The organism is Deltaproteobacteria bacterium, from assembly GCA_022340465.1.
Classification (GTDB): domain Bacteria; phylum Desulfobacterota; class Desulfobacteria; order Desulfobacterales; family B30-G6; genus JAJDNW01.
The window spans coordinates 1-23,998 of the sequence record JAJDNW010000004.1 but is presented as its reverse complement, the minus strand read 5'-3'; the positions used below and the strand labels follow the sequence as shown (position 1 = coordinate 23,998).

Here is a 23,998-nt window from a genome sequence, read left to right as displayed (position 1 = left end):
TCCGTTGCAATGCTACATGCTACGATTTACCGAACCCGGCGATTCGTTCCCCTGCATCCGGCCCGACACCCTCGCTGTGCACGATCTCGTACCTCAACCCTTCCGCCAGGGACATCCCGTCGGTTTTTTCCAACAGCCGTTGCGTTCCTCTCTGAGTACTAACGGTTCCATTTCTCTCACCATTATTGATTAATCCCCTGGTAGGTCTGACGCATGTCGCGTTTTAAAATCTTGCCCGTGGGGGTCTTTGGCAGCGCCTCCACAAAGACCACGGCCTTGGGCACCTTGAAACCGGCCAGTTCCTTTTTGCACAGCGCCACGATCTCCGCTTCGGTGATGGTCTCGCCCTCGCGCGGTACGACCACGGCCGTGACCGCCTCGACCCACTTTTCGTGGGGCGTGCCGATCACCGCCACCTCCTCCACGCGCTTGTCCAGGTAGATGGCCTCTTCCACCTCACGGGTGGAAACGTTCTCGCCGCCGGTCTTGATCATGTCCTTTTTGCGGTCCACCACGCTGATGTAGCGGTCCTCGTCCAGCACACCGATGTCACCGGAGTGAAACCAACCGCCCTTCATGGCCTCGTCGGTCTTTTCCGGCTCCTTGAAGTACATGATCATGGCGTGGGGTCCGCGGCCGCAAATCTCGCCGGGGGTTCCGGTCTGGTCTATGCATCCGCCCATGTCGTCCTCCAGCCGGGTTTCCATATTGAGGCCGCCCATACCGGCCGATCCGAGTTTGGTCAGGGCGTCTTCGGCCTTGAGGATGGTGTGGTAGGGAGCCAGTTCGGTCTGACCGTAGTAGTTGTAGATCTTGCACCCGGGCAGGCGCTCCATGAGCTCCTTGAGCACTTCCACGGGCATGATCGAGGCCCCGTAGTAGCACTTGGTGAGGCAGGACAGGTCGTAGCGCCCGAAGTCCGGGTGGCGCAGAATGCCGATCCAGACCGTGGGCGGGGCAAAAAACATGTTGGCCCGGTAGCGGTCTATGGTCTTGAGAATTTCGCCCACGTCCGGTGGCATGAGGATGTTGGTGCCGCCGGTCATGAACGTGGGGTTGAGAAACACGTCGCGCTGGGCGCAGTGGTAGATGGGCAGGGCGTTGACGTTGATGTCGTTGCTGTCGTAACCACCGTCGACGATGCATCCCATGTACTGGGCCAAAAGGGCCTGATTGCTGATGATGACCCCCTTTGGATTGGACTCGGTGCCGCTGGTGTAGGTCATCTGGCAGGGGTCCTCGATGTGCAGGATCACCTCTGGTTCGGTGGCCGGGGCCTTGGCCGCCCACTCGTCGAATACCAGGAACCGGTCATTGGCCGGCGGCTCTCCGGCCCCCTGGTCGGACCAAATGAGGGTTTCCACCGTGGGCATGTCGCCGAGCACGTCCTGCACCAGTTCGAACAGGGCGTCTTCCACCACGAAGACCTTGCTCTCCGAGTGGTTGATGCAGTAGGTGATATCCGGCCCCCGCAAAAGGTAGTTGATGGCCAGATACACCGCGCCGATCTTGCAGCAGCCGAGCCAGACGAGAACGTGGTGGATGGTGTTGTGTGCCAGAATAGCCACGCGGTCGTACTTTTCGACCCCCAGTCCGGACAGGGCGTTGGCCACTTGGTTGGCGGCCGCGTCCAGCTCGGCATAGGTGAGGGTCCTGTCACCGAAGATGAGCGCCGCCTTGTCCGGCGTGTGGTAGGCGGTCCGGCGCACCATGTCCGCGATCACCCACCGGTTGACCCGGTTGTAGCGATCCATGAGAAATTCGAGGTTTTCCTTGTTCAGGACATGGAAGCGTTCCCTGTCCGCATCTGTCAAGGGGTTGTCGGTTGCAGTCATGAGAGTTCCTTTCGTGATGAGGGGTTTATACCGGTTGCCACAAGGCTATTCCATACTAGAGGCCGTCCCTGATATTTTCAAGACGGCATATCATTACTATTCTGCACGGCTGTCGCAGTGCCCAGGCGGATTGATGATGGTTCCAACACGCCACTCTAAAAGCGTCAAGGGCATATCGCCGGATGATTCAAGGCGTTGCAACTATGGGGTGAGTTGTATCCCAAAGTGAGTCAATGAATCAACGCTCCTTCCATTCGGGGACGCGTTTCTCCAGAAAGGCGTTGACCCCCTCCTTGGCATCGTCGGTGCTGCACAGCCTCGCAAATGCCTCGTTCATGTAGGCAAAGGCTTTCTGATATTCCAAATCTTCCGCCGAATAATACGCCTTTTTGGCGATCTGGACGGCAAGCGGACTCTTTCTGGCCAATGTGACGGCCCAGGCATGCGTTTCTGTTTCGAGATCTTCCTTGGGAACCACGCGGTTCACGAGGCCCATCTCGGCCGCCCGGTCCGCCCCGATCAACTCGCCGTACAGCAGAAGTTCCAGGGCCCTTTTGCGCCCCACGGACCGCGCAACCGGGAGGACGGGCCCCACGCAGTTCAACCCCACGTTAATCGCCGTCAGGCCCAGCCGGGCATTGTGTGCCATGACCGCCAGGTCGGCGGCCGCCACCAAACCGGCCCCATTGGCCGCGGCCACGCCCTGCACCTGCGCGATGACCGGTTTGCCGATGCGACTGATGCGCAACAAGGGCGTCTCCATGCGTTCGATCCAGTCCCGGTATTCCAGGGCGCTCTTTCCAGCCATTTCGCCCACGTCGATTCCGGCACAGAAAGCCCTCCCGGCGCCCTTTACGACGATGACCCGCACGTCCCTGCGCGCATCCAGGGATTGCAGGGCCTGGTCCAACTCCAGGGCCATTTCCGTGTTGAACGTGTTCATCTGTTCCGGGCGGTTGAGGGTGATCTCCCCCACGAAATCATCCCCGGTTTTTTCGATAAGCGAACGATAAGCCATATATACCTCCTTTTTGCATTCCTGCTGCCGCGTTCATTTTTGTAAAGTATCGTTTGCAATTTTTCAAACAAATATATATAAATGTAACACTTAGAGAGTGCAAAAATATTGTTTCTATCCTATTTTCTTTATTATTTTACAGTTCGTTAAATAAAACAAGATGCCCTCCCCACCCGGGGGATGATACCGTTCCGGTTGTGAAATTGTTTGAGGTTTTTTAGCGCCCGTTATACCGAACCGTTCGAACCCATGTAACACATGCATGCTCACGATGGTACTGCCGTTTTTTTCAGCGGTTGTTCCTTTTTGGCCTTACGGACCCTTGGAACCGTTTTTTCACGGCCCGAACGGTATTGTTTATCGGAGGTCGATGAACCTTATCGGGACCTAGATCGATTTAGGTTGTAGTTACGTTATCTTATATTCGCGTGCGGAACCCGCAGCAAGCTGCGGGTTTTGTGCCAGCTTAAGCGGGTCAAAGGTAATCGGTCATGTTCAATGAAATTGTTCAGACGGTCCTTTCCGGAATCTCCATCGGATGTGTTTACGGTCTGGTGGCCCTGGGCTTCGTGTTGATCTTCAAGGCTACCGAAGTGATCAATTTCGCCCAGGGCGAATTGCTGATGATCGGCGCCTTCATCGGCTACAGCCTCGTTGGTGTGCTGCATATCTCCTACTGGGCCGCCCTGTTGATCACAGTGGTGATCATGGGGGGGATGGGCATGCTTCTCGAACGCACGGTGCTGCGCTCCCTGGTGGGGGAACCGGTCTACGCCATCGTGATCGTGACCATCGGCCTGTCTATTTTTTTCCGGAGTGTCGTCAGCATGGTGCCCGGATGGGGTACGGACACCTATGGGTTCAAGACCCCTTTCACGGACAAATTCATCCGCAGTGGGGAACTGGTGGTTTCCTGGGAATACATCTCCATCGTGGTTCTCACCCTGATTTTGATCACGGTCCTTTTTGCCTTCTTCCGCTACAGCCGCATGGGAACAGCCATGCGGGCCACCTCCCAGAACCAGCTGGCGGCCGTCTATATGGGTATCAGCGTCACCCGTGTTTTTTCGCTTACCTGGACCATCGCGGCCGCCCTGGGCGGCATCGGCGGCATCCTGCTGGCCCCCATCACCTTTGTCCACATGAACATGGGCTTTATCGGCTTGAAGGCCTTTCCCGCGGCGGTTTTAGGGGGGTTTAACAGTTTGCCCGGTGCCATCGTCGGCGGTCTGATCATCGGTGTCACCGAAAGCCTGGCCGGCGTCTATCTGCCCGAAGGGTGGAAAGACATCGCCGCCTGGATCATCCTGATCGCTGTTTTGATTGTCAGGCCCCAGGGCTTGTTCGGCATCCAAGAAAAGAAAAAGGTGTAGATCCCATGCGCTTTTTGATGAAAACCGATTATTACGAGGACATTCGCCTGTTCAAATACGGCAGCACCATTTTCTGGTACCTGACACTAGTGGTGGGCTGCGTGGCTTTGCCCCTGGTTCTGGACGAATACCTGCTTTCCCAGTGCACCTTCATCTGCATGTACGCCGTAGCCGCGGTCGGCCTGATGTTGCTAACCGGCTACACCGGCCAGGTCTCCATGGGACACGCGGCTTTTTTCGCCATCGGCTCCTACACCTCCGCCATCCTGACCGCCAAAGGGGTGCCCTTTCTTATAGCGTTGCCAGCGGCCGGCGTCATGGCCGCCATCGTGGGTGTAGTCGTCGGACGGCCCATCCTGCACCTGACCGGATTGTACCTGGCGATCGCCACCATGGGCTTTGCCTTCATCATCGACGAGGTCCTGGTGCGTTGGGAAGGCCTGACCCACGGCAACATGGGATTCATCGTGGAGCCCGCCTCCATCGGCCCTTTCATGCTGGACACGGAAATCCGCTTTTTTTACCTGAGCCTTATCGTATTGATCCTGACTCTTTTCGCGGCCCGCAACATCCTGCGCAGCCCCACGGGACGGGCCATGATCGCTATCCGCGACAGCGAGGTGGCGGCCGAAGCCATGGGCATCAACCTGGCCAAGTTCAAAACCCTGGCGTTTGCCATCAGCGCCTTTTTCACCGGGATCGCCGGCAGCCTTTATGCGCACAAGATCTTTTTCATCAATCCCGAGAGCTACACCATCATGTTGTCCGTGGAACTGTTGGCCATCGTCATCATCGGCGGCCTGGGCAGCCTCCACGGCACGGTCTTCGGGTCGATCTTCTATATTTCTCTGCCGCAGCTGATCATCATGAGCAAAGACTACTTGCCGGCATTCGTCCAGAACCAGACCGGTCTCCAGCCGGCCTTGTTCGGCCTCCTCATCGTACTGGTCATGCTGTTCGAGCCCATGGGCATTTACGGCCGCTGGCTCAAGATCAAGTTCTACTTCGAAATGTTTCCCTTGTACAAAAAGGATTCGTTCAAACGCGAGAAAAAATACCAGAAAGCGGAGAGGCGCTAGATGGCCCTATTCAGTGCAAACGACATCTCCATCAGCTTCGGTGGCCTTAAAGCCTTGAACCGGATCAATTTCGAGGTGCAAAACGGCGAAATATTCGGGATCATCGGCCCCAACGGAGCCGGCAAGACCACCATTTTCAACTGCATCAACCGCTTCTACGATCTGGACGAAGGGGCTTTCTTCCTGGAGGGCAGGGACATCTCCAAGGTCAAGGCGCATCGGATCGCCGACATGGGGATTGCGCGTACCTTTCAGAACATCGAGCTCTTCAAGAACATGACGGTGCTGGACAACCTCATTTTAGGGCGTCACCGCAAAAGACGTTCCAACATCCTGACGGAAATGATCTTTTTAAAGCCCGTGCAAAGGCAGGAGATCAGGAGCCGGGAAAAAGCGGAGGAAGTCATCGACTTCCTGAATCTGGAGGCCTATCGGGAACAGCTGGTCGCCAACCTCCCCTACGGGGTGCAGAAGACCGTGGAATTGGGCAGGGCCCTTGCCATGGACCCCAAACTGCTGCTCCTGGACGAACCTACTTCGGGCCTGAACATGGAGGAATCGGAAGACCTTTCCTTCTGGCTGAGTGACATCAAAGAGGAGTTGGGAATAACGGTCCTGATGGTTGAGCACAACATGCGTTTTGTCAAACAGACCACCGATCATCTGCTGGCGATCGATTTCGGCGAAGTCGTCGCCCAGGGGAAAACCCAAACGGTCCTCAACGATCCGGAAGTGATGAAGGCCTATCTGGGGGAGGAAAATGCCCGTACTTAAAGTTCGCAACATCGAAACCTACTACGGCCCCATCATGGCCATCAAGGGCGTGTCTTTCGACGTGGAAGAAGGCGCTATCGTCACCATCCTGGGGGCCAACGGCGCCGGCAAGACGACCATTTTGAAGACGATCTCCTCGGTAATGGATCCGGAAAAAGGCACCATCGAATTCATGGGAGAACGCATCGAGGGGATGCCTCCGGAAAAAATCGTTGCCCGAGGCATTGTCCAGGTGCCCGAAGGCCGGGAGGTGTTTCACGACCTGACGGTCAAGGAAAACCTGATGATGGGCGCCTTTCTGCGCAGGGACAGGGGCAACCTCAAAAGAGACCTGGACATGGTCTACGACTATTTCCCCATTTTACAGGATCGCACCGCCCAATTGACCGGGGAGATGAGCGGCGGCCAGCAGCAGATGGTGGTCATCGGCCGGGCCCTGATGTCTCAGCCCAAGCTGCTGATGATGGACGAGCCGTCGCTGGGATTGTCGCCACGGCTGGTCAAGGAGATCTACGAAATCATCGAACGGATCAACTCGGAGCACAAAACCACCATCCTACTGGTGGAGCAGAACGCTCCCATGGCCCTTTCCATCGCCAGCCACGGTTTCGTGCTGGAGCTGGGCAGGATCGTTATGGACGACACCTGCGAGGCGCTCCTGGCCAACGAGGATGTCCAGGAGTTCTATCTGGGCATCAAGGAGGAAAGCGTTCGGGGAACGAAACGCTGGAAAAGACGCAAGAAGTGGCGATAATGGTTGCTTCGCAACCATTATTTTACGCGGCAAAGCCGCTATTCATACAGCAAATTATCACAAGAATTGTAGTTACAAGGAACAATTCCTTTTTATCGTAAGTAAGGCTTTTAGAGGCAGGATTCATGGCCAGCACAATTCCTGAACATTGCAACACCATCCCCAGGTTGTTTCGGCACCGGGTCGACCAGTGGGGGGACGAAACCGCCCTGCGGGAAAAAGTGTACGGCATCTGGCGCAAAATCAGTTGGCAGGCTTACGGCCTGAATACCCGGCACACGGGATTTGGACTGATTCACTACGGACTAGAACCGGGCGACCGGGTGGCGATCATCAGTGAAAACAATCCCGAGTGGCTTTACAGCGACATGGGAACCCTCAGTGCCGGGGGGGTGAGCGTCGGCATCTACCCGACCGACTCCCCCCAGCAGGTAGCCTATGTGCTCAACCACTCCCAGGCCAGATTTTACATCGCCGAGGACGAGGAGCAACTGGACAAGGTGCTGGAGATGCGGGAGAGCACGCCGCATTTGAAAAAAATTGTCGTCATGGACATGGAGGGCCTGCGCCACTTCGAGGATGAAATGGTCATCAGTTTCGAACAGCTGCTGGCGGACGGCAAGGCCCTGAGCGAGCAGCAGCCGGGTCTCCTCGAAGAGCGTATCGAAGCCATCCAGCCGGAAGATCTGGCCATCCTCATCTACACCTCCGGCACCACGGGACCGCCCAAGGGCGCCATGATTTCTCACCAGAACATCCTGAACACGGCCCAGATGCAATTTGACATCGTTCCGGGATATAAGGACGACGAAGTCCTGTCGTTTCTGCCGCTGTGCCACATCGCCCAGCGCATGGTGTCCGTTTTCACGCCGCTGCTGTCCGGGGGCAAGATCAATTTTGTCGAGGAGATGGACACCATCCCCCAGAACATGCGCGAAATCTCGCCCACGATCTTTTTTGCCGTCCCCCGCATCTGGGAAAAATTTTACTCATCGCTGATTCTGGCCATGAAGGAATCCACGTGGCTGGAAAAGGTCGCTTTTGACTGGGCTGTCAACATCGGCGGCAAGGTGTCCGATCACACCTTGAACGGTAAAAAGGTTCCGGGCCACCTCGCCCTGCTGTTCAAGATCGTGGACCTGCTGGTGCTCAGAAACCTCAAGAAAAGCATCGGGCTCAACCGGGTGAGGTACTGTCTTTCAGGGGCGGCCCCCATTTCGCCGGACCTCCTGAAGTTTTACCACGGTATCGGCCTCGACATCCGCGAAGTGTTCGGCCAGACCGAAAACTGCGGACCCACCACCATGCACTACAAGGATGACGTCAAATTCGGCACCGTGGGCAAACCGCTTCCCCAGGCACAGGTCCGCATCGCCGATGACGGCGAAATCCTCCTAAAGGGGCCCCATGTGTTCATGGGGTATTTCAACGACCCGGAAAAAACAGCGGAAACCGTGGTGGACGGGTGGCTGCACACCGGGGACGTGGGCAGGATCGACGGAGACGGCCACTTAATCATCACCGATCGCAAAAAAGACATCATTATCACGGCCGGCGGCAAAAACATCACGCCTTCCGAAATCGAAAATCAGCTCAAATTCAGTCCCTACATCACCGATGCGGTGGTGATCGGCGACGGCCGCAAGTACCTCACCGCCCTGATCATGATCGACGACGAGAACGTCATGAAATACGCCCAGGAAAACCGGGTGCCGTTCACCACCTATGCCAGTCTGACCCGGGCCAAGGAGGTGGTCGACCTCGTCCAGGCAGAGGTGGAAACGGTCAACAAGCAGTTTGCGCGGGTGGAAACCATCAAGAAATTCCGTTTGATCGATATTCAGCTGACCACGGATGACGATGAAATCACCCCCACGGGAAAACTGAAGCGCAATTTCATCAACGAGAAGTTCAAAGCGGTGATCGAGGAAATGTATTCAGGCGGTGGTCGCTAACCGAATACACATAGTGTAAACCTCAACGTTGCAACGTTGAGCTAAATGACACTCTAACCAAAATGAGGAGGTGCACGATGAAGAACAGATGGATTGTCGGACTTTTTGCACTGGTCATCGTAACCGGACTTGCCTGCAGCGCAAGTGCCGAGGTAGGGGTCACGGACACGGAGATCGTCATCGGGTCCCACCAGGACTTAAGCGGCCCCATTGCCGGCTGGGGCACCCAGACAAAGATGGGCCTGGAACTGCGCGCCAAGGAGATCAACGACGCCGGCGGCATTTACGGCCGCAAGATCAGACTGATTGTCGAGGACAACGCCTACGACCCTAAAAAAGCCATCATGGTGACCAACAAGATGATCAGCCGGGACAAGGTGTTTGCCTTTGTGGGCAACATGGGCTCGCCTACGGCCGGGGCCACCAAACCCATTATTTCTCGCAAAAAAATCCCCCAGATGTTTCCGTTGACAGCCGCTTCCCTTTTCTTCGAACCCTATGACCGTTACAGTTTTGCCGGATTCGTGCCCTATTACGATCAGGTGCGCTGCGCCGTCAAATATTTTGTGGAGCAGAAAGGGTACAAGCGCATCGGCATGATGTACCAGGATGACGAGATGGGCCACATCATGATGAAGGGTCTAAAGGATCAACTGGCGGTCCACAACCTGGAGCCGATCGCCACCGAGTCCTACAAGCGCGGGGCCACCGATTTCAGCTCCCAGATCGCCAAGCTGAAAAAGGCCGATGTGCAGCTGGTTTGTCTGGCAACCGTCATCCGCGAGACAGTGGGTGCTTTGAAAGAGGCCAAGAAGCTGGACTGGCAGGTCGACATGGTCGGTTTTTCGCCCACCTACACGACCTACGTGATCGGCCTGTGCCTGAAAGCCGGTTTTTCAGCGGACGGGTATTATGCCACCGGCCAGGGGCCGTATGTCTATGCAGACAGTCCGATCCAAAGCATTCGTGATTTTTGTGCCCGGCACAAGGCCATGTTCGGCAAGGATCCCGACCTCCCGACAAGCGCCGGGTATACGGGGCTCGACTACTTTATTAAAGTCGCGCAAAAAGTGGGGCCTGATCTAACCCGTGAAAAATGGATCGATGCCGCCGAGAGCTACGGCGTCTACAAAGACACCTATTTCCACGGGGTCGACATCGAATTTACCAAAACCAACCACCAGGGAGCGGATCAGGCCATCCTTTCTCAGGTTAAGGACAACAAGTTCGTCAAGGTCGCCAACGTTTCCTACAAATAGCGGCACCTGATATCAGCTTTCACCCCCCGCCACGGGTTTCCGTGGCGGGGGCGCCACTGTTGTTGCCACCTTTGTTCCCCATCCATTTGATTTTTTATTCACAATGCGTCAGATATTTTTTTACAACATAGAAAAAAAGCCAGCCGGCGGCGTGTCGCCGGAAGGCGTCCCTTTCGGGCGGCTGTATGGATAAGGCGTTGGGGCCATCTATCGTATTTACATGTTTGCAAAGACCGTTAAATAAATGGGTAAATATGAAGGGCCCCCATATACCAACGGCTTGCCTTCAGGAATTTCTTTAAGTCGATCTCTCAGCTCTGCCTGGCTGATGTTCAGCCATCTGTCGCCATATTTTTAAAGATTCCCCGCAGCAAGCGTAAGGGGAATCTTCACCGTAAGGAATTCTATCAATTATGATTCGCTCGCTTACCCTGCAGCAAGCTGCAGGGAATGCGCTCGCTATCTCGGTTCAACCAGCGACCCCACCGCTTCGGGATCCCTGACGTCTATGACCTGGATTTCATCTTGGAGGAATGAACTCATAGCTCATGGCTCATGGCATGCTATCTCCTATGAGCTATGAGCTTTTTACCTCTTGGACCCTATTTAAACGGCAAAAAAGTACCCTCATTTTCCAGTGCCCTGTTCCCTGTCCACATCCGCCTCGAAGTCGGCATCCCCGTCTTGAAAGCCTACGGTGCTGGGGACTTCCTTGAAGGTCTCCAGAATCTCTTGCAGGGGCACATCGTCGTATTCCCCCCGGAACAGGATGTAGTCCATGTGCCGGTTGCCGTCCAGGTCGAAGGGATGGTAGATGGAGTCGCTTTTGCCATCGAAATCGAGCGTCCTCAAGCGGAATTTTTCGCACAGTTCCACGTTGAAGGCCGGGGTCGCCTTGACCCATTTTTCCTCGAGGTAGATGGTCGTGTAACCGTGCCAGCTGAACACGTCGGTTTGCATGTGCTCCCGCATGCGTTTGGTGGACAGGTGGTTGCGGACATCGGCATATCCCAGACGGGCCGGGATGCCCATTGCCCGACAGCAGGCGGCCAGCAAAGCGGCTTTGGGAACACACCATGCTTCACCCTCGGCCAATGTCGTGGACGCCTTGAGAGCTTCGACGGTCAGCTCGAATTTGTAGGGGTTGTAGCGGATGCCGTCCCGAACGGCATAATAGAGATTCACGGCCTGGTCTGTCGGGCTGCTCGAACCGCCGGCATGCTCACGCACGAATGCCTGCACGCTTTCATGGTCGAAATCGATGATGGGTGTTGGCTGAAGATACGCTTTTTTCTGGGTCATAAAAATCCTCGCTGAAATATTTGTGTAAACCCCAACGTGAGGTAGCGCCTTTACCGGTCTGCCCTCATAGCTAACACAAGACCCGGCCGGTTGCCATAGAATAATTGGGCCCGTGGTTACCCGGAAATGAATTTGTTGAGTTCGTTTAGTTCAAAGATGAACCTGCTAACCCAATGGGCCCCCCAGCCCATTTCAATATTAGCTGTTTCCCATGCCTTTCGATTCATGCTATACAGTGGAACCGTTCGCAGGATTGTATAACCTAAGTCGAGCGTTTCAAATTTTAGGGGTGGGTTGTTTCCATTTATTTTCATTGGATTGAACCCACCACAGAAGGCGGAGGAGCAAGATGCTCGAGCCGGTTGCGTTTTTCTCGAAACGCGTCAGCAGCCGTTTTTTTGTCATAATCGCGACGGTGATATTGGTGAGCGTTTGCGCGCAGCCGAGCCCGGGGCAAACCGGGTCCGTGCCGTCACGGAAACCTGCTGCCGCTTTTGCAGGAAGCACAGCCGGTGAGGCCAAGCCGCCCATAACAGGGCCGGCGGTGGAACAGCCTTCGGCTGCAGAAGAAATGCCGCTCTCTTTAAGTTCTTCGCAAAAATGGGTCGGCCGCTATCAGCAACTGGCATTCGGCCTCCGTAAAAGAACGCTCACGGCAAAAGATGCGGACGATTTTTACCTGGAACTGGATGTCGCTCTCAGGGGTGCGCGTGAAAAGCTGCACACCTTCCTCTCGGGTTCGGACACATCCCAAGCGCGAGCCCCTGAAGCCGAATCGCCGAAAAGTCCCTCCGATTCCCCTGTTGAAACGGGGGAAGTGAAAAAGAAGCCAGCAAAAATCAGACCGCCCACCGACCGGCCGGAGGGAAGCGGCTCCCGAAACTTTCAGGTGGTAAAACAGCTTTCCACCGACCTGGTCGTTCTTTACAAGCTGCGCATCGCACTGCTGCCGGCCCTTTCCCCTACCCTGCGGCAAACCGTCACGGGAACCGGCATCGAGGGCGTACAGGCTTTCAAAGATGAGATCGACTACCTGCTGCTCATGCTTCGCATCCGGCTGCGCCTGCTGCCCGCGGAGGGCGGCCAATCGTTCAGAAGTATCAAAAAAGCACCCATCCCCGTATTGCTGGCCCTCCTGCAGCTGTTTGTCGCTTGCTTCATCTTCTACTTGTGGCGCCGTTGGGCGAAAAAGGGAATTCCCAACCTGCGCGCCAGCATTCTCGGCATCAAGCCCCGCCGCGTGACTCATACCTGGTCCGCCAAGCTCCTGTGGTATCTGAATCGTGTCCGCAGTCCGCTGGAGTGGTGGTTCCTTCTCTCCGTGTCGCTGAACATTGTAAGAACGGCGAAGGGGCACATTATCAACGACCTGGTATGGACGAATGCCCAGCTGGTCCTGGTGGCGTGGTTTTTGGTCCTTCTTGTCGATGCCTTGTCCACCCGGGGGGCGGCAGGTTTGAGAAGTGAAACTGCCAAATTGCGGTTGCGCTCATTCTGGCTCATCGCCGCCTGGGGGCTGGTCGTCGGGTTGGGCCTGGGCATCACGGGCGTCCTCGCGGGCGAGGGGACGATCTATGCATGGGTGTGGGTTTTAGCAAAATTGCTGGCGATTCCGGTTGCCTTTCTGCTGATACGATGGTGGCGCCCGGAAATTTACCGGAGCCTGGAGGAGATTCAGCAACCGACGACTTTTGTGCAGAAGATATGCCAGAACCAGAAAGGATTGCCCGGATTTCTCGGGGCTGCCCTGGGCGCCGTCTACCTGTTTGTAATTTGGATGCGCCGTTTCGTGTTGCGGCTGGTCACGACCTTCGAGGGCGGGCGCTATCTCATCGCCAACCTGACACGCCTGGAAGCCATTCGTGTCAGCGAGCGCGAACCGCAGAAAATAGAAGGCGATCCCGTTTCGGAGGATATCCGGCGTCTTCTGTTTGACGACGATGGAGGCACAGTGGAATCGGTTGGGCAGGACACGCTGGAGAAAATGACGCGGCTGGTGGAAAAAGGGCGCAAGGGCATGGCGGCCGTCGTCGTCGAACACGGCGGGGGAAAATCCTTCCTTATCAGGAGACTGGCCGATCGTTTCGGGGAAGGCGTGTTGCGTTTCAGCTGCCCGCCCGGGGGGTTCAGCGCTTTCGAAGAAACGTTCGCCCGCAAGCTGGGTCTGAATTCCTCCGACGCGACGCCCGATGCCATTTCCCGGTCTATTCAGGAAAAATCGATCCGCATCATCGCCGTCGACGACATCCACCGGCTGTCCCGGCCCGCTTTCTACGGTCAGAAAGATATGGACCGGATGGCGGCCGTTTACAGGGCCGTAACGGCCGAGGCCTTCTGGTTTTTGACCCTGGACTGGGCCGCCTGGCAGTATATCTCACGGGTAAGGGACAGCCAGCTCTTCATAGACAGCGTCATCAAGATGCCGCTCTGGTCTGAAGGGCAAATCCGGGAACTGGTCGACCTGCGGACCGCCTACGCGGGCATCGAACCTGATTTCGGCGAACTTGCCCTGCCACGCCAGTTCGAAGACGACGAACACAAAACCATGGAAGACCGCAACCGGTTTGGCTTTTTTCGCATTCTATGGAACGCGTCCGACGGCAACCCGGTGGCCTCCCTGAATCTGTGGGCGGATTCCCTCAGAGTCGATCGGGATGGCAAATTTCGGGTGACGCTGCCGCAACTCCCCGACGCAGGAGACCTGGACGAGGTCGACATGTCCGTACTGCTGACCCTGCGGGTCATCGCCCAGTCCGGCATGGCCAGCAAAACAGAAATCGTCGACAGCCTGAGACTGCCGGAAATGGAAGTGGACGGCGCCCTACACCTGGCCTACAACCACCGGTGGATAGAGCAGGAGGGCGGCCACTACCGGTTGAGCTGGCGGTGGTTTCGAAGCATCATGCGCACCCTGTCCAGGCAGAATTTGCTGGTACGCAAAATATGAAACCTGAACCATGCATGCAATCAGTAACGCTCAGTTCAGAAGGAGTGCTGATCATGACAAAATTCATCTGCTTGGTGGCCGCCATCTCCCTGTTGGCGGCAAGCTTCGGAGCATGGCCGGCCTTGGCCCAGGCCGCCGAGGTTTCTGAAGAGCTGGAGGCCATTTCGACCATTGCCAGGATGATCCGCTGGAGCGGTGTCCTGATCTCCGCATTCATCATCCTGGGCTCTTGGATGCTGCTGCGTTTCGTTGATCGCCTGGTGAATAGACTGGGCGCCCTTTTTGCCGAGCGGCGCCTCCTGCTACAAAAGCTGAGCGCCTTTTTTCAATTCGCTGTCTACATCGCCACGATTCTGGTCATCACCCTGTTAAGCCTTAGAGTCAGCAAGGAAGTGCTGGCCATCCTCGGCGGCACCGCCGCCGTGGCCATGGGATTTGCACTGAAAGACCTGGTCGCGTCCATCGTTGCCGGCGGTATGATCATGATCGACAGGCCCTTCCAGGTCGGCGACCGGGTCAGCTTCGGAGGCCAGTACGGCGACATCGCCACCATCGGCCTCCGTTCGGTCAAGCTTCGCACCATAGATGACAACATGGTCACCATTCCCAACAACATGTTCCTGAACCAGATCACTTCATGCGGCAATTACGGCAATCTGGACATGCAGGTGGTCGTCGACTTTCACATCGGCGTTGACCAGGATATCGTGCTGGCCCAATCCTTGGTCAGGGAGGCTGCAGCCACCAGCCGGTACGTCTACCTGCCGAAACCGGTGGTTGTCAGGGTCAGACAGGTGGTTATCAGCCCCTGTATCGCCATCCGCTTGCGGCTCAAGGTCTATGTTCTGGACACCAAACTGGAGGCGGCCCTCGTGTCCGACGTCACCATGCGAGTGTTGGAAGCCTTCGAAAGACACGATATCCGGGCACCGGCAATCCTGCACCGTGACGCCGGCGTCGATGATAAGGCGGCGGCAATGGCCGCAGAGAGCTGTTTGGCGGGGGACTCGTGAAAAGGGCAATCATCATGATTTGGGCCTGCGCCCTGTTGTCCGCCACGACCGTCCATGCCGACACGCTTCCTCCTCAGGACACATACTACTCCATCCAGTTCATGTCCCTTCCCATTTCCAGCCTGGAAAAAGGCCGGACAATCTGCGAGCGTCTGAAAAGCCGTGGTTACCTGGTCTACTATCTCAAGGTAAATCTCAAAGGAACGGACAGGATACGCCTGAAAGCGGGCTTGTTTCCCACCGTCACCGATGCGAAAACGTTTGGTGACGCATTCCGGCAAAAGGAGAATTTCGATTTTTTCGTGACCAATGCCGATGTCAAAGTCATGGTCTGCGATTCGACAAGTGAACTCATCGCCACGCCCAACGCCCTCTGGTACGGGGACGACCAAGGGTACCGCGAGCTGATCCGGTTCGACCAGGGGTCCGTCGACGGTGCCGATGTGCTGGACCGGACCGTTGTCGGCCTGTCAGCCGACGGCAGCAAGGCAACATGCACCCGCGGCTCCCGCCGATACGACATTCCGCTGGCCACCCAACTTCCGCCCGAAAAAAGCGGTGAAAAAGAAGCGCCCGTGGATGAGGGAAACGCCGAAACCTACTATGAAAGCGGGTTGGCCTTCTATAAACAGGAAAAACTGGCCCTGGCGGAAAGAGACTTGAGCCGGGCGCTGCTTATCGACCCGGAGCATGTAAGCGCCTATTACTACCGGGGAATCGCCCGCTACCGGCAGGGACGCTATGACCAGGCCATTGCCGACTGCACCCGTATCCTGGAAATAGACCCCCGCCATGTCGGTGCCTACAACATCCGGGCACTGGTGTGGTTGGAAACGGGCGAACTCGACCGCGCCGTCAAAGACTGTGATGCCGCCTTGAAGGTGGACCCGCAAAACATTGCCGCCTTGAGCACCCTGGGGGTCGCCTGGCTTCAGAAGGGGGAAGTGGACTGGGCCTGTTCGGATCTAAAGAAGGCCTGTGACCTGGGAAGGTGCGATACGTTGGAAACCGTCAGAAAACAAGGGTTTTGTCAATAAGGCTCAGCGTTGCAAAAGCCTGAGGTAAACGGCATGACTCAATAAGAACCAGGCGTCAAGGGGAAAAAGCGCATAGCTCATAGCTGATAGCGTGCCATGCGCTATGACCTGTCAACTATGAGCTCATCTCTCGATTAACATGGCGGCATCGGGCCTGCCGGTGAGCTTGGCATAGATGGATCGGTTCAGGAACACTTTCTTGCCGTCTGCCGCCGTCGTAATGTTGTCAACGGTCTTGATTTCTACTTCCCGCGAACTGGTGCCGGCCGCCCGGGCCCTGGATCGCACCATCTGAACCAGTTTTTCCCTGGCAAACGCGTCTGCTTCCGGAAATTTGTCGAAATAGCGCACACCGGCCAGGCCGTCGATCAGGTACCCCCCCTCATGGTTCGGAACAATGCGCAGATTGTGTTTTATCAGGACGTTGCTGGTGATGGCGCCGATGGCGTTGGCCACATCCGCATTCTCGGGAAGAATGGTTTCGGCGACGAGATTTTCGGTTATTCTGGGTAAAAAGAAATGGATGGGCGCACCGATGCCCACAACCGGACGCTTCAATTGGATTCGCATGGTGTAGTGGTCGTTGCCGCCCGAAAGCATGTTGTCGACCAGGGTCGCGCACACCGGGCAGCTTTCCAGTTGATCGGCCTCCGTCTCCTGGTCCAGCTGTCTTTTCAGTATCTCCAGCGTCAGGCGTTCGACCCCCAAGTCAATAAGGCGCCCGGCCATCTCGGAAACCTCCATCTTGGCCAACCGCGAAAACATCGCGCAGATGTACCGGGACGCTTCCGCGTCCCAGCGGACAAACCGTCCGGTGACGTGCAGCAGGTCGGTCAACGTCAAGCCGCAGCGCTGCACGATGTAGTTCTCCTCCAGACGCTGCAGCCTCAGTGCATTGGCGAAGAGGGCACCGGTCCGGTCGATCAGCTCCTCGATTGAATGCGGCCTTTTCTTCAGGAGCTCGATGACCTTTTCCTCCATGGGGCTAAGCGCCACGGCATTCACATTGCCCGTGATCGCCAGGATCTGCAGCTCCTTGGTTGAAACGGCATACCGGCTCAACTGGTTGTCGACCACCTCCAGGGCCCTTTGCACCCCCGCGTGCATGCTTCCCAGCCAGGCAATGGGGGCAACCCGTTTCGGACCGATGAAAAAGCGGCCCTCCTCCAAGGTTATCAGGCTGTCGCCTCCCAGTCCGGATGTGCGGATATCCAGGGCCTTGACATGGGTCTTGTGCCCGCCCACGTTGGAACCGGATTCCGAAACACCCACGTTGCCGGCAACAAGGACTGCCGTATCGGTCGTCGTCCCCCCCATGTCCACCACGATGGCATCCGTGAGGCCCGTCAAATACCGGGCGCCGGCGACACTCGCCGCCGGGCCGGACAATATGGTCTCCACCGGCCGGTCCTTGGCCATGTCGGAACTCATCAGCGTACCGTCACCTTTGACGACCATGATGGGGGCGGCAATGCCCAGTTTTGCGATCACCTTCTCCAGATCGGAAATGAGAGCTGCCAGCTTGGGGATGATGCTGGCATTCAGCATGGCCGTATTGGCGCGGGTTTTGAAATTCAGGATGCGTGAGAGTTCGTGCCCGCAGGTAACCGTAAGGCCCGTTTCCCGGACCAGGACACGTTTGACCGTCAGCTCGTGCTCGGGATTGATGGCACCGGCGTATCCGGATACCGCAAACGCTTTGACGCCTTCCTCCCGGACCATTTTGCGAGCCAGTCCGGCGACCTCTTCCTCGTCCACGGGTTCCATCTCTTTGCCGTTGATTTCAAGCTGTCCCTTGACGACCATCTTGGGGGCATAGGGGATTTCGTCTCTTTCCAACCGCCCGTAGGGCGGCATCAGCACCATGCCCACCTTCTGCCCCTCTTTTTCCACGATCGCATTGGTGGCCAAAGTGGTCGAGAGGGCCACCAGTTCGACCCTGGCGAGCAACCGCTGGTCGAGCTTTTTCAACGCTGCGCCGATCCCTTTCGTAAAATCCCACTTGGTGGTCAGGCTTTTGCTCTTACAAAGGGTGACGCGCTCCTTGAGGTCGTAAATCACCGTGTCGGTGTAGGTTCCGCCGGCATCGATCCCCAGCCCGATGACCGTTTCCGCTCGCCTGTTTTGGAGTGCGTGGTCATCGCCGACCACCGTAATGCGGGGGCCTGCATCCTGTTCGGCATGTTGCGACCATACGGGATTGGCCGACAGCGTGGATTCGACGGCATCGAATACGATCACGTGCTCCGGCGGCACCACCAGAACCTCATCCGTAGTCTCTGCGGTAGTCAGCAGTTTTTCCAGCAACACCCGGTCGCCCTTCAGCTTCTCGAATTCCCACCCGTAAGCGGCGGCCATCTCCCGCGCATAATCCTCGTACGTTGCAGATGAACCCGACCCGGTTTCGATGTAGGCCGCCCGCTGATAGTTGCCCTTCCAGGTGTTCAGAAAGCGGAACGTCTCGTCCGCCGCGTCCTTGCCGTAGGCTTCCACGAGTTCATCGTACTGCAGCCGTCTGTCTCCATAGAAGGCCGATCCTTCTCTCTGGGAAAGGGGTTCGGTTTTCTCCTCGTACCACCCGGCCGAGATGTAATACGTTCCCGGATACTTCTTGAACTGGCGTCTATAGGCACGGTCCCCCCCCAGGAAAAGAGCGATGCAGTCGTGCACCCTGGGGATGGCCAACGGGATGTTCCGCGCGCGGATCCCCACGGTTCCCCGGCCGCAGACGCCATAGCCGATGACAATGCGATCGCACTTTCCGCTGCCGGAAACCTCGTCGATGGCAGCCTGCAGTTTCTGCCGCAGGAGGTCGGGGTTTTCGTGCAGCCCGGCCTGGAGAAAATGGGTACCCAGATCGATTCCCTGTTCTTCCGCCAGTTTTTTCAGATCGAGCGCCAGCACGGCGCAGGCGATAACGGTCGTTCGCTTTATTTTCAACAGGTCACATCCATCTTGAAGGTTTTCAGCAGTATGCTGGAACTCAGCATGTTTGCGCCGTGCGCCGTGGCCTCGAGGATATCGCCGTCATCCCATCCCAGCTCGCGCAATGCGTCCATGTCTTCCTCCCTGACCGAATCCGGCGTCTTGAGGGCCTTCATGACAAACGTCAGCAGAGCCCGGTCCTTGTCCTCTAGCGGTGACTTGGACGGGTCCGCCGCCATGTTCTCGATCTCCTCCTCCGTCATGCCCTGCAGCTGCAGAAAGTTCTTGTTGAAGCCGGTACAGAAGGCAAAACCCGCATGCACTGCCGCCAGGTAGCGGATGGATGACAAAAGGCCGAATCCCAGGTTGGGATGCTGAGAAAAGTGCTTCACCGAATCCCAGGCGTTCCTGAGCATCCAGGGACTGGCGCTGGCCAGTTCCAGTGGGGCGGGGATCGTCTTCAGCATGCCTTGTACCGTATCCAGTATCTCCTTGGCCTCGCCCTGGGCTGTTTCGGGTGTTTGCGTTTTAATGATCGCCATACGAACCTCCTTTTTATCGGCCCGGTCTTTGGGCTCCGGGCTGCTGTTGGGTGATGCAGTGAATATTGCCGCCACCCAGAAGAATTTCTCTGGTGGGGATGCCTACGATCCTGCGCCGCGGGAAAAGCCGCGCCAGGATTTCCATGGCGGCTTCGTCATGAAAATCGTCGAACAGGGGAGCGACGACGCCCCCGTTGGCAAGGTAAAAGTTGACATAGGACCCGGCCAGGCGGTCGCCGCCCTTTCTGGGTTGGGCGGTGTCGCTGCGGTCGATGCCCTGTGCCTCCTCCGTGGTCAAAAAAAGCGGCCCCGGTTGATGAATTTTATGAATTTTCAATTTTCGGCCCCGTGCGTCCCTGCTGTTGGACAGAACGTCGCAGGCCTCCCTGGAAACGGCATGCTGGGGGTCTCCCGGATCCTCGCACCAGCTCAGCAGAACCTCTCCGGGCCGGGTAAAGCAGCACAGGTTGTCCACGTGACCGTCCGTCTCGTCCAGGTACACGCCTTTTTCCAGCCAGATGATTTTTTCGACATTCAGGTACGCCGAGAGAAGGGCTTCGATGTCCGCCTGGTCCAGATCCGGGTTGCGGTTCGGGTTCAGCAGGCACTCCCTGGTGGTCAGGAGCGTGCCCTGGCCGTCCACGTGAATGGAGCCGCCTTCGAGCACCAGGGGTGCGCGGTAGCGGTCGGTTCTTTCCACTTCAAGAACCTTGGCGGCGACGTGGTCGTCACGGTCCCAGGGGAAATAGAGCCCCCCTTTCAGGCCGCCCCACGCGTTGAATCGCCAATCGACGCCATGCAGCCCCCCGGCCTGATCGACGACAAAGGTCGGCCCCACATCCCTCATCCAGGCATCGTCGCTGGACAGTTCCACCAAGCGGACATCGTCGGGAAGCATAAAGCGGGCGTTCTCGTACTGCGCGTGCGATACCCCCACCGTCACCGGTTCGAACCCGGCAATGGCGGCGGCCACCTCGGCAAAGGCCTTTTGGGCTGGTCTGGCACCCAGCCGCCAGGTGTCCCCCCTTTCCGGCCAGAGCATCCAGCAACCCTGGTGTGGTTCGAACTCGCCCGGCATCCTGAATCCGTCTTCGCGGGGTGTGTGCTTCAGTGTTCTGGGCATGGCTCCCCTCTCCAGTTTTTCGTCCGAAGTAGAAACCAGGACCCGCGTAACCCGGCACTGGTTTCACCCGGAAGATTGTTGCTTGGATATCTCTGAAACAGATAAATCCTAAATCCCAATATCGAAATTCCAAACAAATTTAAATAGCAAATGACCTAATGATAAAAACTGAAACCAGGCCACCGACCGCTAACATCTATGTTTGGATTAGCGGATAACTTAGCGCATTGCAGCCGTTTTTGTAAATGCGTAATGTGGCCTCCGGCCACGCCGCACATTTTTTTGCATTTTAGCCCTGTATAGGATATAGGCAAACCATGTTTGGCTGGACCGGCAACATCCTGGAGATCGACCTGGGGCGCGGACTTGCAACCGTGCGGCGTCCTCCGGTATCCACCTACCACCGGTGGCTGGGCGGCAAAGGGCTAGCCGGCCACGTGTTGCAGCCCCACGTGACCAAACCCTGGGATCACCCGGAAATGCCCCTGATCTTCGCCGCAGGCCCGCTGGTGGCCACCCCGGCACCCACTTCCGGGCGCACGGTCGTGGCCTCCCGGTCGCCCCTCACCGGGACCGTAATGGACAGCTCCGTGGGCGGTGGCCTGGGGTTTCAACTAAAGCGCGCGGGATACGATGCCGTCGTCATTACCGGCCGGGCCGGAAAGTGGGTCGGCGTCACGATCGAGGAGCAGTCCGTCCGCTTTGAGGATGCGGAAAGGTTCTTTCAGCGACCAACCGGCGAACGCTTTCAGCGCCTGCAGGCGAAGGGGGCCTGCGCTCTGGTCGGGCCGGCGGCGGAGAACGGCGTCCGATTCGCCAACATCATGGTCGACCGTCATTTTGCCGCCGGACGGGGTGGCCTCGGCATGGTCATGGCCGCCAAAAAATTGAGCTACCTGCGGATATCCGGGAGCGGGCGTGTTTCCATCTATGACCCCCAAGAGCTTTCCGGAGCGCGGGAAGAGATCTACCGCCTGGCGTCCGGGGCTCCCTTTTTGATGGGAGACCTGGGCATCGCCCATTACGGAACGGCTGCCCTGTTCGACCTGATCCACACCCGCGCCATGATGCCCACGGACAATTTTCGCCGAACCCGTTTTCCGCAAGCGGAAAAATGCAACGCCTTTCAATACCGCCAAACCTTTGGCGCCCATAAAACCGGGTGCGCCGGCTGCCACATCCGGTGTAAAAAACGGGACGACCACGGTAATGCGCTGCCCGAATACGAAACCATGAGCCACTTTCACGCCCTCCTGACCAACGACGACATGCACGTGGTCATGGAAGCCAACCGGCTGTGCAACGATCTGGGCATGGACACCATATCCGCGGGCGCTACCCTGGCATGCCATGCCGAACTTGGGGGCGGCCGTCTGGAAAAGCACGCCATTGTCCAACTGCTGCAAGAGATCGCCTACAGCAGGGGAATCGGACGACGGCTGAAGGAAGGTTCCAGCCGTTACGCCGCCGAAGCCGGGCGGCCTGACGTTTCCATGTCGGTCAAACAACTCGAACTGCCGGCCTACGACCCCCGCGGCGCCTGTGGCATGGCCCTCGGATACGCCCTTTCCTCGCGCGGAGGGTGCCACCTGCGGGCCTACCCCATTTCCCACGAAATCCTGCGCAAACCGGTGGCCACCGACCGCTTCAGTTTCAGCGGCAAGGCGCGAATCATCAAAATAGCCGAAGATCTCAATGCAGTGGTGGACTCTCTCACCGCCTGCAAATTCATCTTTCTGGCCGCGACCCTGGAAGAATATGCCCGTGCGCTGTACGGCGTGACCGGGTACCAGGCCTCGGGGCAGGACTTGCTCGGCATCGGGGAGCGCATCTACTACCGCGATCGCATCATGAACGCCGCCAACGGGTTCACCGCAGTGGACGATGACCTCCCCAACCGTTTTTTCGAGGACCCGGGTTCGGAAATAGAGGGGGTGACCATCGCCCCGCTCGACAGAGAGGCTTTCACCCTGGCCCGCTCGGACTACTACCGCATCAGGGGATTGAGCCAAGACGGGCTGCCCACCACTGAGAAATGCAGGGAGCTGGACCTAAAACCGTTGCAGGAAGTGAGCAATGGAACCCTTGATTAACAAATACGCCCGCAAACTCGTCGATCAGGGGCTGGTGGCACCGCCGGGACCGCTGATCGGTGGGCTGGGCGCCGACCTGACGTGGAACCGGCCGGACACGCTGCAGCCGCTTTTAAGGAAGGTGGTGTTCGGCCTGGACATCAGCGCCATCCTGTTCGCGCGGCCATCGGAACCCTACTTTTCCCTGATCAACCGCCTGGCGGCACGCATGCCGCCGGATACTGCGGCCCTTTTCCCCGAGGACAGCGAAACAAGGGCATTTCTCCATGAACTGCCTGTTGTACGCGAACTGTCCGCCGGCGATCTTATCCGGGCCCTCAAACGACGCAAATGCGCCATCGTCCCCGGTCAGGGTATAGTTACTTATGGCACGATCAGCCCCGAACAGGCCTACATCGTTTTCAGCTCGGTCTGCTTTTCGCTGTTTGTCAAGGCGTTTGCAGACTTTTTCGACGATATCCAGAACGGCCGCCGGGACGTGGAACTCGAGTCGCTCGTCATGCAGGGCAAACGCTATTACAGCGGCTGCCTCCAAAGGGCGCAAAGCCACCCGCCCTTGATGACGGGGCCTTTTCACCATCGGCGGGATGTTGTGGACGCCATCTGCGAGGTGGGCCGCCTGACGGTCGGCAAACAAATGGTGGACTCGTTTTTCGGCAACGTCTCCTATCGCCTGGGCGACACCGTCTACATTTCCCAGACCACCAGCAGTCTGGACAGTCTCGAAGGGTGCATCGACCCCTGCGCCCTCGACGATTCCCGGTGCACTGCCATCACCGCTTCCAGTGAATACCCGGCGCACAAAGGCGTCTACCTGCGGTCGGACCACCGGGCCATACTGCACGGGCATCCCAAATTCAGCGTCATCGCCAGCTTGATGTGCGAGCACAGGGGTTCTTGTGAAAACAGCACCGAGTGCCACATCAAGTGCAGCCGCGACCGCCGGGTGGGCCGCGTACCGATCCTCCC

Annotated in this window: 17 protein-coding genes; 11 read left to right on the top strand and 6 right to left on the bottom strand. The window is 57.5% G+C overall.

All coding sequences use genetic code 11. From position 1 onward, the window contains the following. Nucleotides 1–182: 182 nt before the first annotated feature. The gene (locus tag LJE94_00820; GenBank protein ID MCG6908647.1) at nt 183–1,835 is read right to left on the bottom strand and encodes an acyl-CoA synthetase; all 1,653 of its coding nucleotides are present in this window, start codon (nt 1,833–1,835) and stop codon (nt 183–185) included. A 238-nt stretch (nt 1,836–2,073) separates the two neighbouring features. Beyond that, on the bottom strand, nt 2,074–2,853 hold the full coding sequence (locus LJE94_00815; protein MCG6908646.1) for an enoyl-CoA hydratase/isomerase family protein: 780 nt from the start codon (nt 2,851–2,853) through the stop codon (nt 2,074–2,076). A gap of 491 nt (nt 2,854–3,344) precedes the next feature. On the opposite strand from LJE94_00815, the gene LJE94_00810 reads away from it, so the two are divergent. The 6 genes from LJE94_00810 (at nt 3,345) to LJE94_00785 (ending at nt 10,047) form a co-directional block, all read left to right on the top strand. After that, nucleotides 3,345–4,226 (top strand): branched-chain amino acid ABC transporter permease, encoded by an 882-nt coding sequence (locus tag LJE94_00810; protein MCG6908645.1) that lies wholly within the window; start codon nt 3,345–3,347, stop codon nt 4,224–4,226. A 5-nt stretch (nt 4,227–4,231) separates the two neighbouring features. Further along, nucleotides 4,232–5,305, top strand: coding sequence for a branched-chain amino acid ABC transporter permease (locus LJE94_00805; protein MCG6908644.1), 1,074 nt, complete (start codon nt 4,232–4,234; stop codon nt 5,303–5,305). Then, nucleotides 5,306–6,079 carry an ABC transporter ATP-binding protein gene (locus LJE94_00800; protein ID MCG6908643.1) on the top strand — a complete coding sequence of 258 codons (774 nt, stop codon included), beginning with the start codon at nt 5,306–5,308 and terminating at the stop codon, nt 6,077–6,079. Next, on the top strand, nt 6,066–6,833 hold the full coding sequence (locus tag LJE94_00795; GenBank protein ID MCG6908642.1) for an ABC transporter ATP-binding protein: 768 nt from the start codon (nt 6,066–6,068) through the stop codon (nt 6,831–6,833). The genes LJE94_00800 and LJE94_00795 overlap by 14 nt, the downstream gene beginning before the upstream one ends. Before the next feature lie 125 nt (nt 6,834–6,958). Beyond that, on the top strand, nt 6,959–8,788 hold the full coding sequence (locus LJE94_00790; GenBank protein ID MCG6908641.1) for an AMP-binding protein: 1,830 nt from the start codon (nt 6,959–6,961) through the stop codon (nt 8,786–8,788). A 77-nt stretch (nt 8,789–8,865) separates the two neighbouring features. Next, nucleotides 8,866–10,047: an ABC transporter substrate-binding protein gene (locus LJE94_00785; protein MCG6908640.1), complete on the top strand. Its 1,182-nt coding sequence runs from the start codon at nt 8,866–8,868 to the stop codon at nt 10,045–10,047. A 627-nt stretch (nt 10,048–10,674) separates the two neighbouring features. On the opposite strand, the gene LJE94_00780 is transcribed toward LJE94_00785, so the two are convergent. Further along, the gene (locus tag LJE94_00780; GenBank protein ID MCG6908639.1) at nt 10,675–11,349 is read right to left on the bottom strand and encodes a transglutaminase family protein; all 675 of its coding nucleotides are present in this window, start codon (nt 11,347–11,349) and stop codon (nt 10,675–10,677) included. Nucleotides 11,350–11,815: 466 nt separating this feature from the next. On the opposite strand from LJE94_00780, the gene LJE94_00775 reads away from it, so the two are divergent. The 3 genes from LJE94_00775 to LJE94_00765 are packed head-to-tail and all read left to right on the top strand — an operon-like array spanning nt 11,816 to nt 16,346. Next, nucleotides 11,816–14,296 (top strand): ATP-binding protein, encoded by a 2,481-nt coding sequence (locus LJE94_00775; GenBank protein MCG6908638.1) that lies wholly within the window; start codon nt 11,816–11,818, stop codon nt 14,294–14,296. 53 nt (nt 14,297–14,349) lie between these two features. Beyond that, entirely contained in the window at nt 14,350–15,309 is a 960-nt protein-coding gene (locus tag LJE94_00770) for a mechanosensitive ion channel family protein (protein ID MCG6908637.1), read from the top strand. Then, the gene (locus LJE94_00765; protein MCG6908636.1) at nt 15,306–16,346 is read left to right on the top strand and encodes a tetratricopeptide repeat protein; all 1,041 of its coding nucleotides are present in this window, start codon (nt 15,306–15,308) and stop codon (nt 16,344–16,346) included. The genes LJE94_00770 and LJE94_00765 overlap by 4 nt, the downstream gene beginning before the upstream one ends. 123 nt (nt 16,347–16,469) lie before the next feature. On the opposite strand, the gene LJE94_00760 is transcribed toward LJE94_00765, so the two are convergent. The 3 genes from LJE94_00760 to aguA are packed head-to-tail and all read right to left on the bottom strand — an operon-like array spanning nt 16,470 to nt 20,936. Continuing rightward, nucleotides 16,470–19,286: a DUF1638 domain-containing protein gene (locus LJE94_00760; protein MCG6908635.1), complete on the bottom strand. Its 2,817-nt coding sequence runs from the start codon at nt 19,284–19,286 to the stop codon at nt 16,470–16,472. After that, complete coding sequence (locus LJE94_00755; GenBank protein ID MCG6908634.1) at nt 19,283–19,813, bottom strand: hypothetical protein; 531 nt, start codon at nt 19,811–19,813, stop codon at nt 19,283–19,285. Before LJE94_00755 ends, LJE94_00760 begins: the two co-directional genes overlap by 4 nt. Before the next feature lie 13 nt (nt 19,814–19,826). Beyond that, nucleotides 19,827–20,936 carry an agmatine deiminase gene (aguA, locus tag LJE94_00750; protein MCG6908633.1) on the bottom strand — a complete coding sequence of 370 codons (1,110 nt, stop codon included), beginning with the start codon at nt 20,934–20,936 and terminating at the stop codon, nt 19,827–19,829. A gap of 317 nt (nt 20,937–21,253) precedes the next feature. Between aguA and LJE94_00745 the strand changes: the two genes are divergently transcribed. After that, nucleotides 21,254–23,029, top strand: a complete 1,776-nt coding sequence (locus tag LJE94_00745; protein MCG6908632.1) for an aldehyde ferredoxin oxidoreductase family protein — start codon at nt 21,254–21,256, stop codon at nt 23,027–23,029. Further along, the coding region (locus LJE94_00740; GenBank protein ID MCG6908631.1) for a class II aldolase/adducin family protein at nt 23,013–23,998 on the top strand (986 nt) is incomplete at its 3' end. The genes LJE94_00745 and LJE94_00740, both read left to right, overlap by 17 nt.

What these genes read in the sequence shown, in the direction of transcription:
- LJE94_00820 (MCG6908647.1), bottom strand. Translation starts at nt 1,835, where the DNA reads ATGACTGCAACCGACAACCCCTTGACAGATGCGGACAGGGAACGCTTC.
- LJE94_00815 (MCG6908646.1), bottom strand. Translation starts at nt 2,853, where the DNA reads ATGGCTTATCGTTCGCTTATCGAAAAAACCGGGGATGATTTCGTGGGG.
- LJE94_00810 (MCG6908645.1), top strand. Translation starts at nt 3,345, where the DNA reads ATGTTCAATGAAATTGTTCAGACGGTCCTTTCCGGAATCTCCATCGGA.
- LJE94_00805 (MCG6908644.1), top strand. Translation starts at nt 4,232, where the DNA reads ATGCGCTTTTTGATGAAAACCGATTATTACGAGGACATTCGCCTGTTC.
- LJE94_00800 (MCG6908643.1), top strand. Translation starts at nt 5,306, where the DNA reads ATGGCCCTATTCAGTGCAAACGACATCTCCATCAGCTTCGGTGGCCTT.
- LJE94_00795 (MCG6908642.1), top strand. Translation starts at nt 6,066, where the DNA reads ATGCCCGTACTTAAAGTTCGCAACATCGAAACCTACTACGGCCCCATC.
- LJE94_00790 (MCG6908641.1), top strand. Translation starts at nt 6,959, where the DNA reads ATGGCCAGCACAATTCCTGAACATTGCAACACCATCCCCAGGTTGTTT.
- LJE94_00785 (MCG6908640.1), top strand. Translation starts at nt 8,866, where the DNA reads ATGAAGAACAGATGGATTGTCGGACTTTTTGCACTGGTCATCGTAACC.
- LJE94_00780 (MCG6908639.1), bottom strand. Translation starts at nt 11,349, where the DNA reads ATGACCCAGAAAAAAGCGTATCTTCAGCCAACACCCATCATCGATTTC.
- LJE94_00770 (MCG6908637.1), top strand. Translation starts at nt 14,350, where the DNA reads ATGACAAAATTCATCTGCTTGGTGGCCGCCATCTCCCTGTTGGCGGCA.
- LJE94_00755 (MCG6908634.1), bottom strand. Translation starts at nt 19,813, where the DNA reads ATGGCGATCATTAAAACGCAAACACCCGAAACAGCCCAGGGCGAGGCC.
- aguA (MCG6908633.1), bottom strand. Translation starts at nt 20,936, where the DNA reads ATGCCCAGAACACTGAAGCACACACCCCGCGAAGACGGATTCAGGATG.
- LJE94_00745 (MCG6908632.1), top strand. Translation starts at nt 21,254, where the DNA reads ATGTTTGGCTGGACCGGCAACATCCTGGAGATCGACCTGGGGCGCGGA.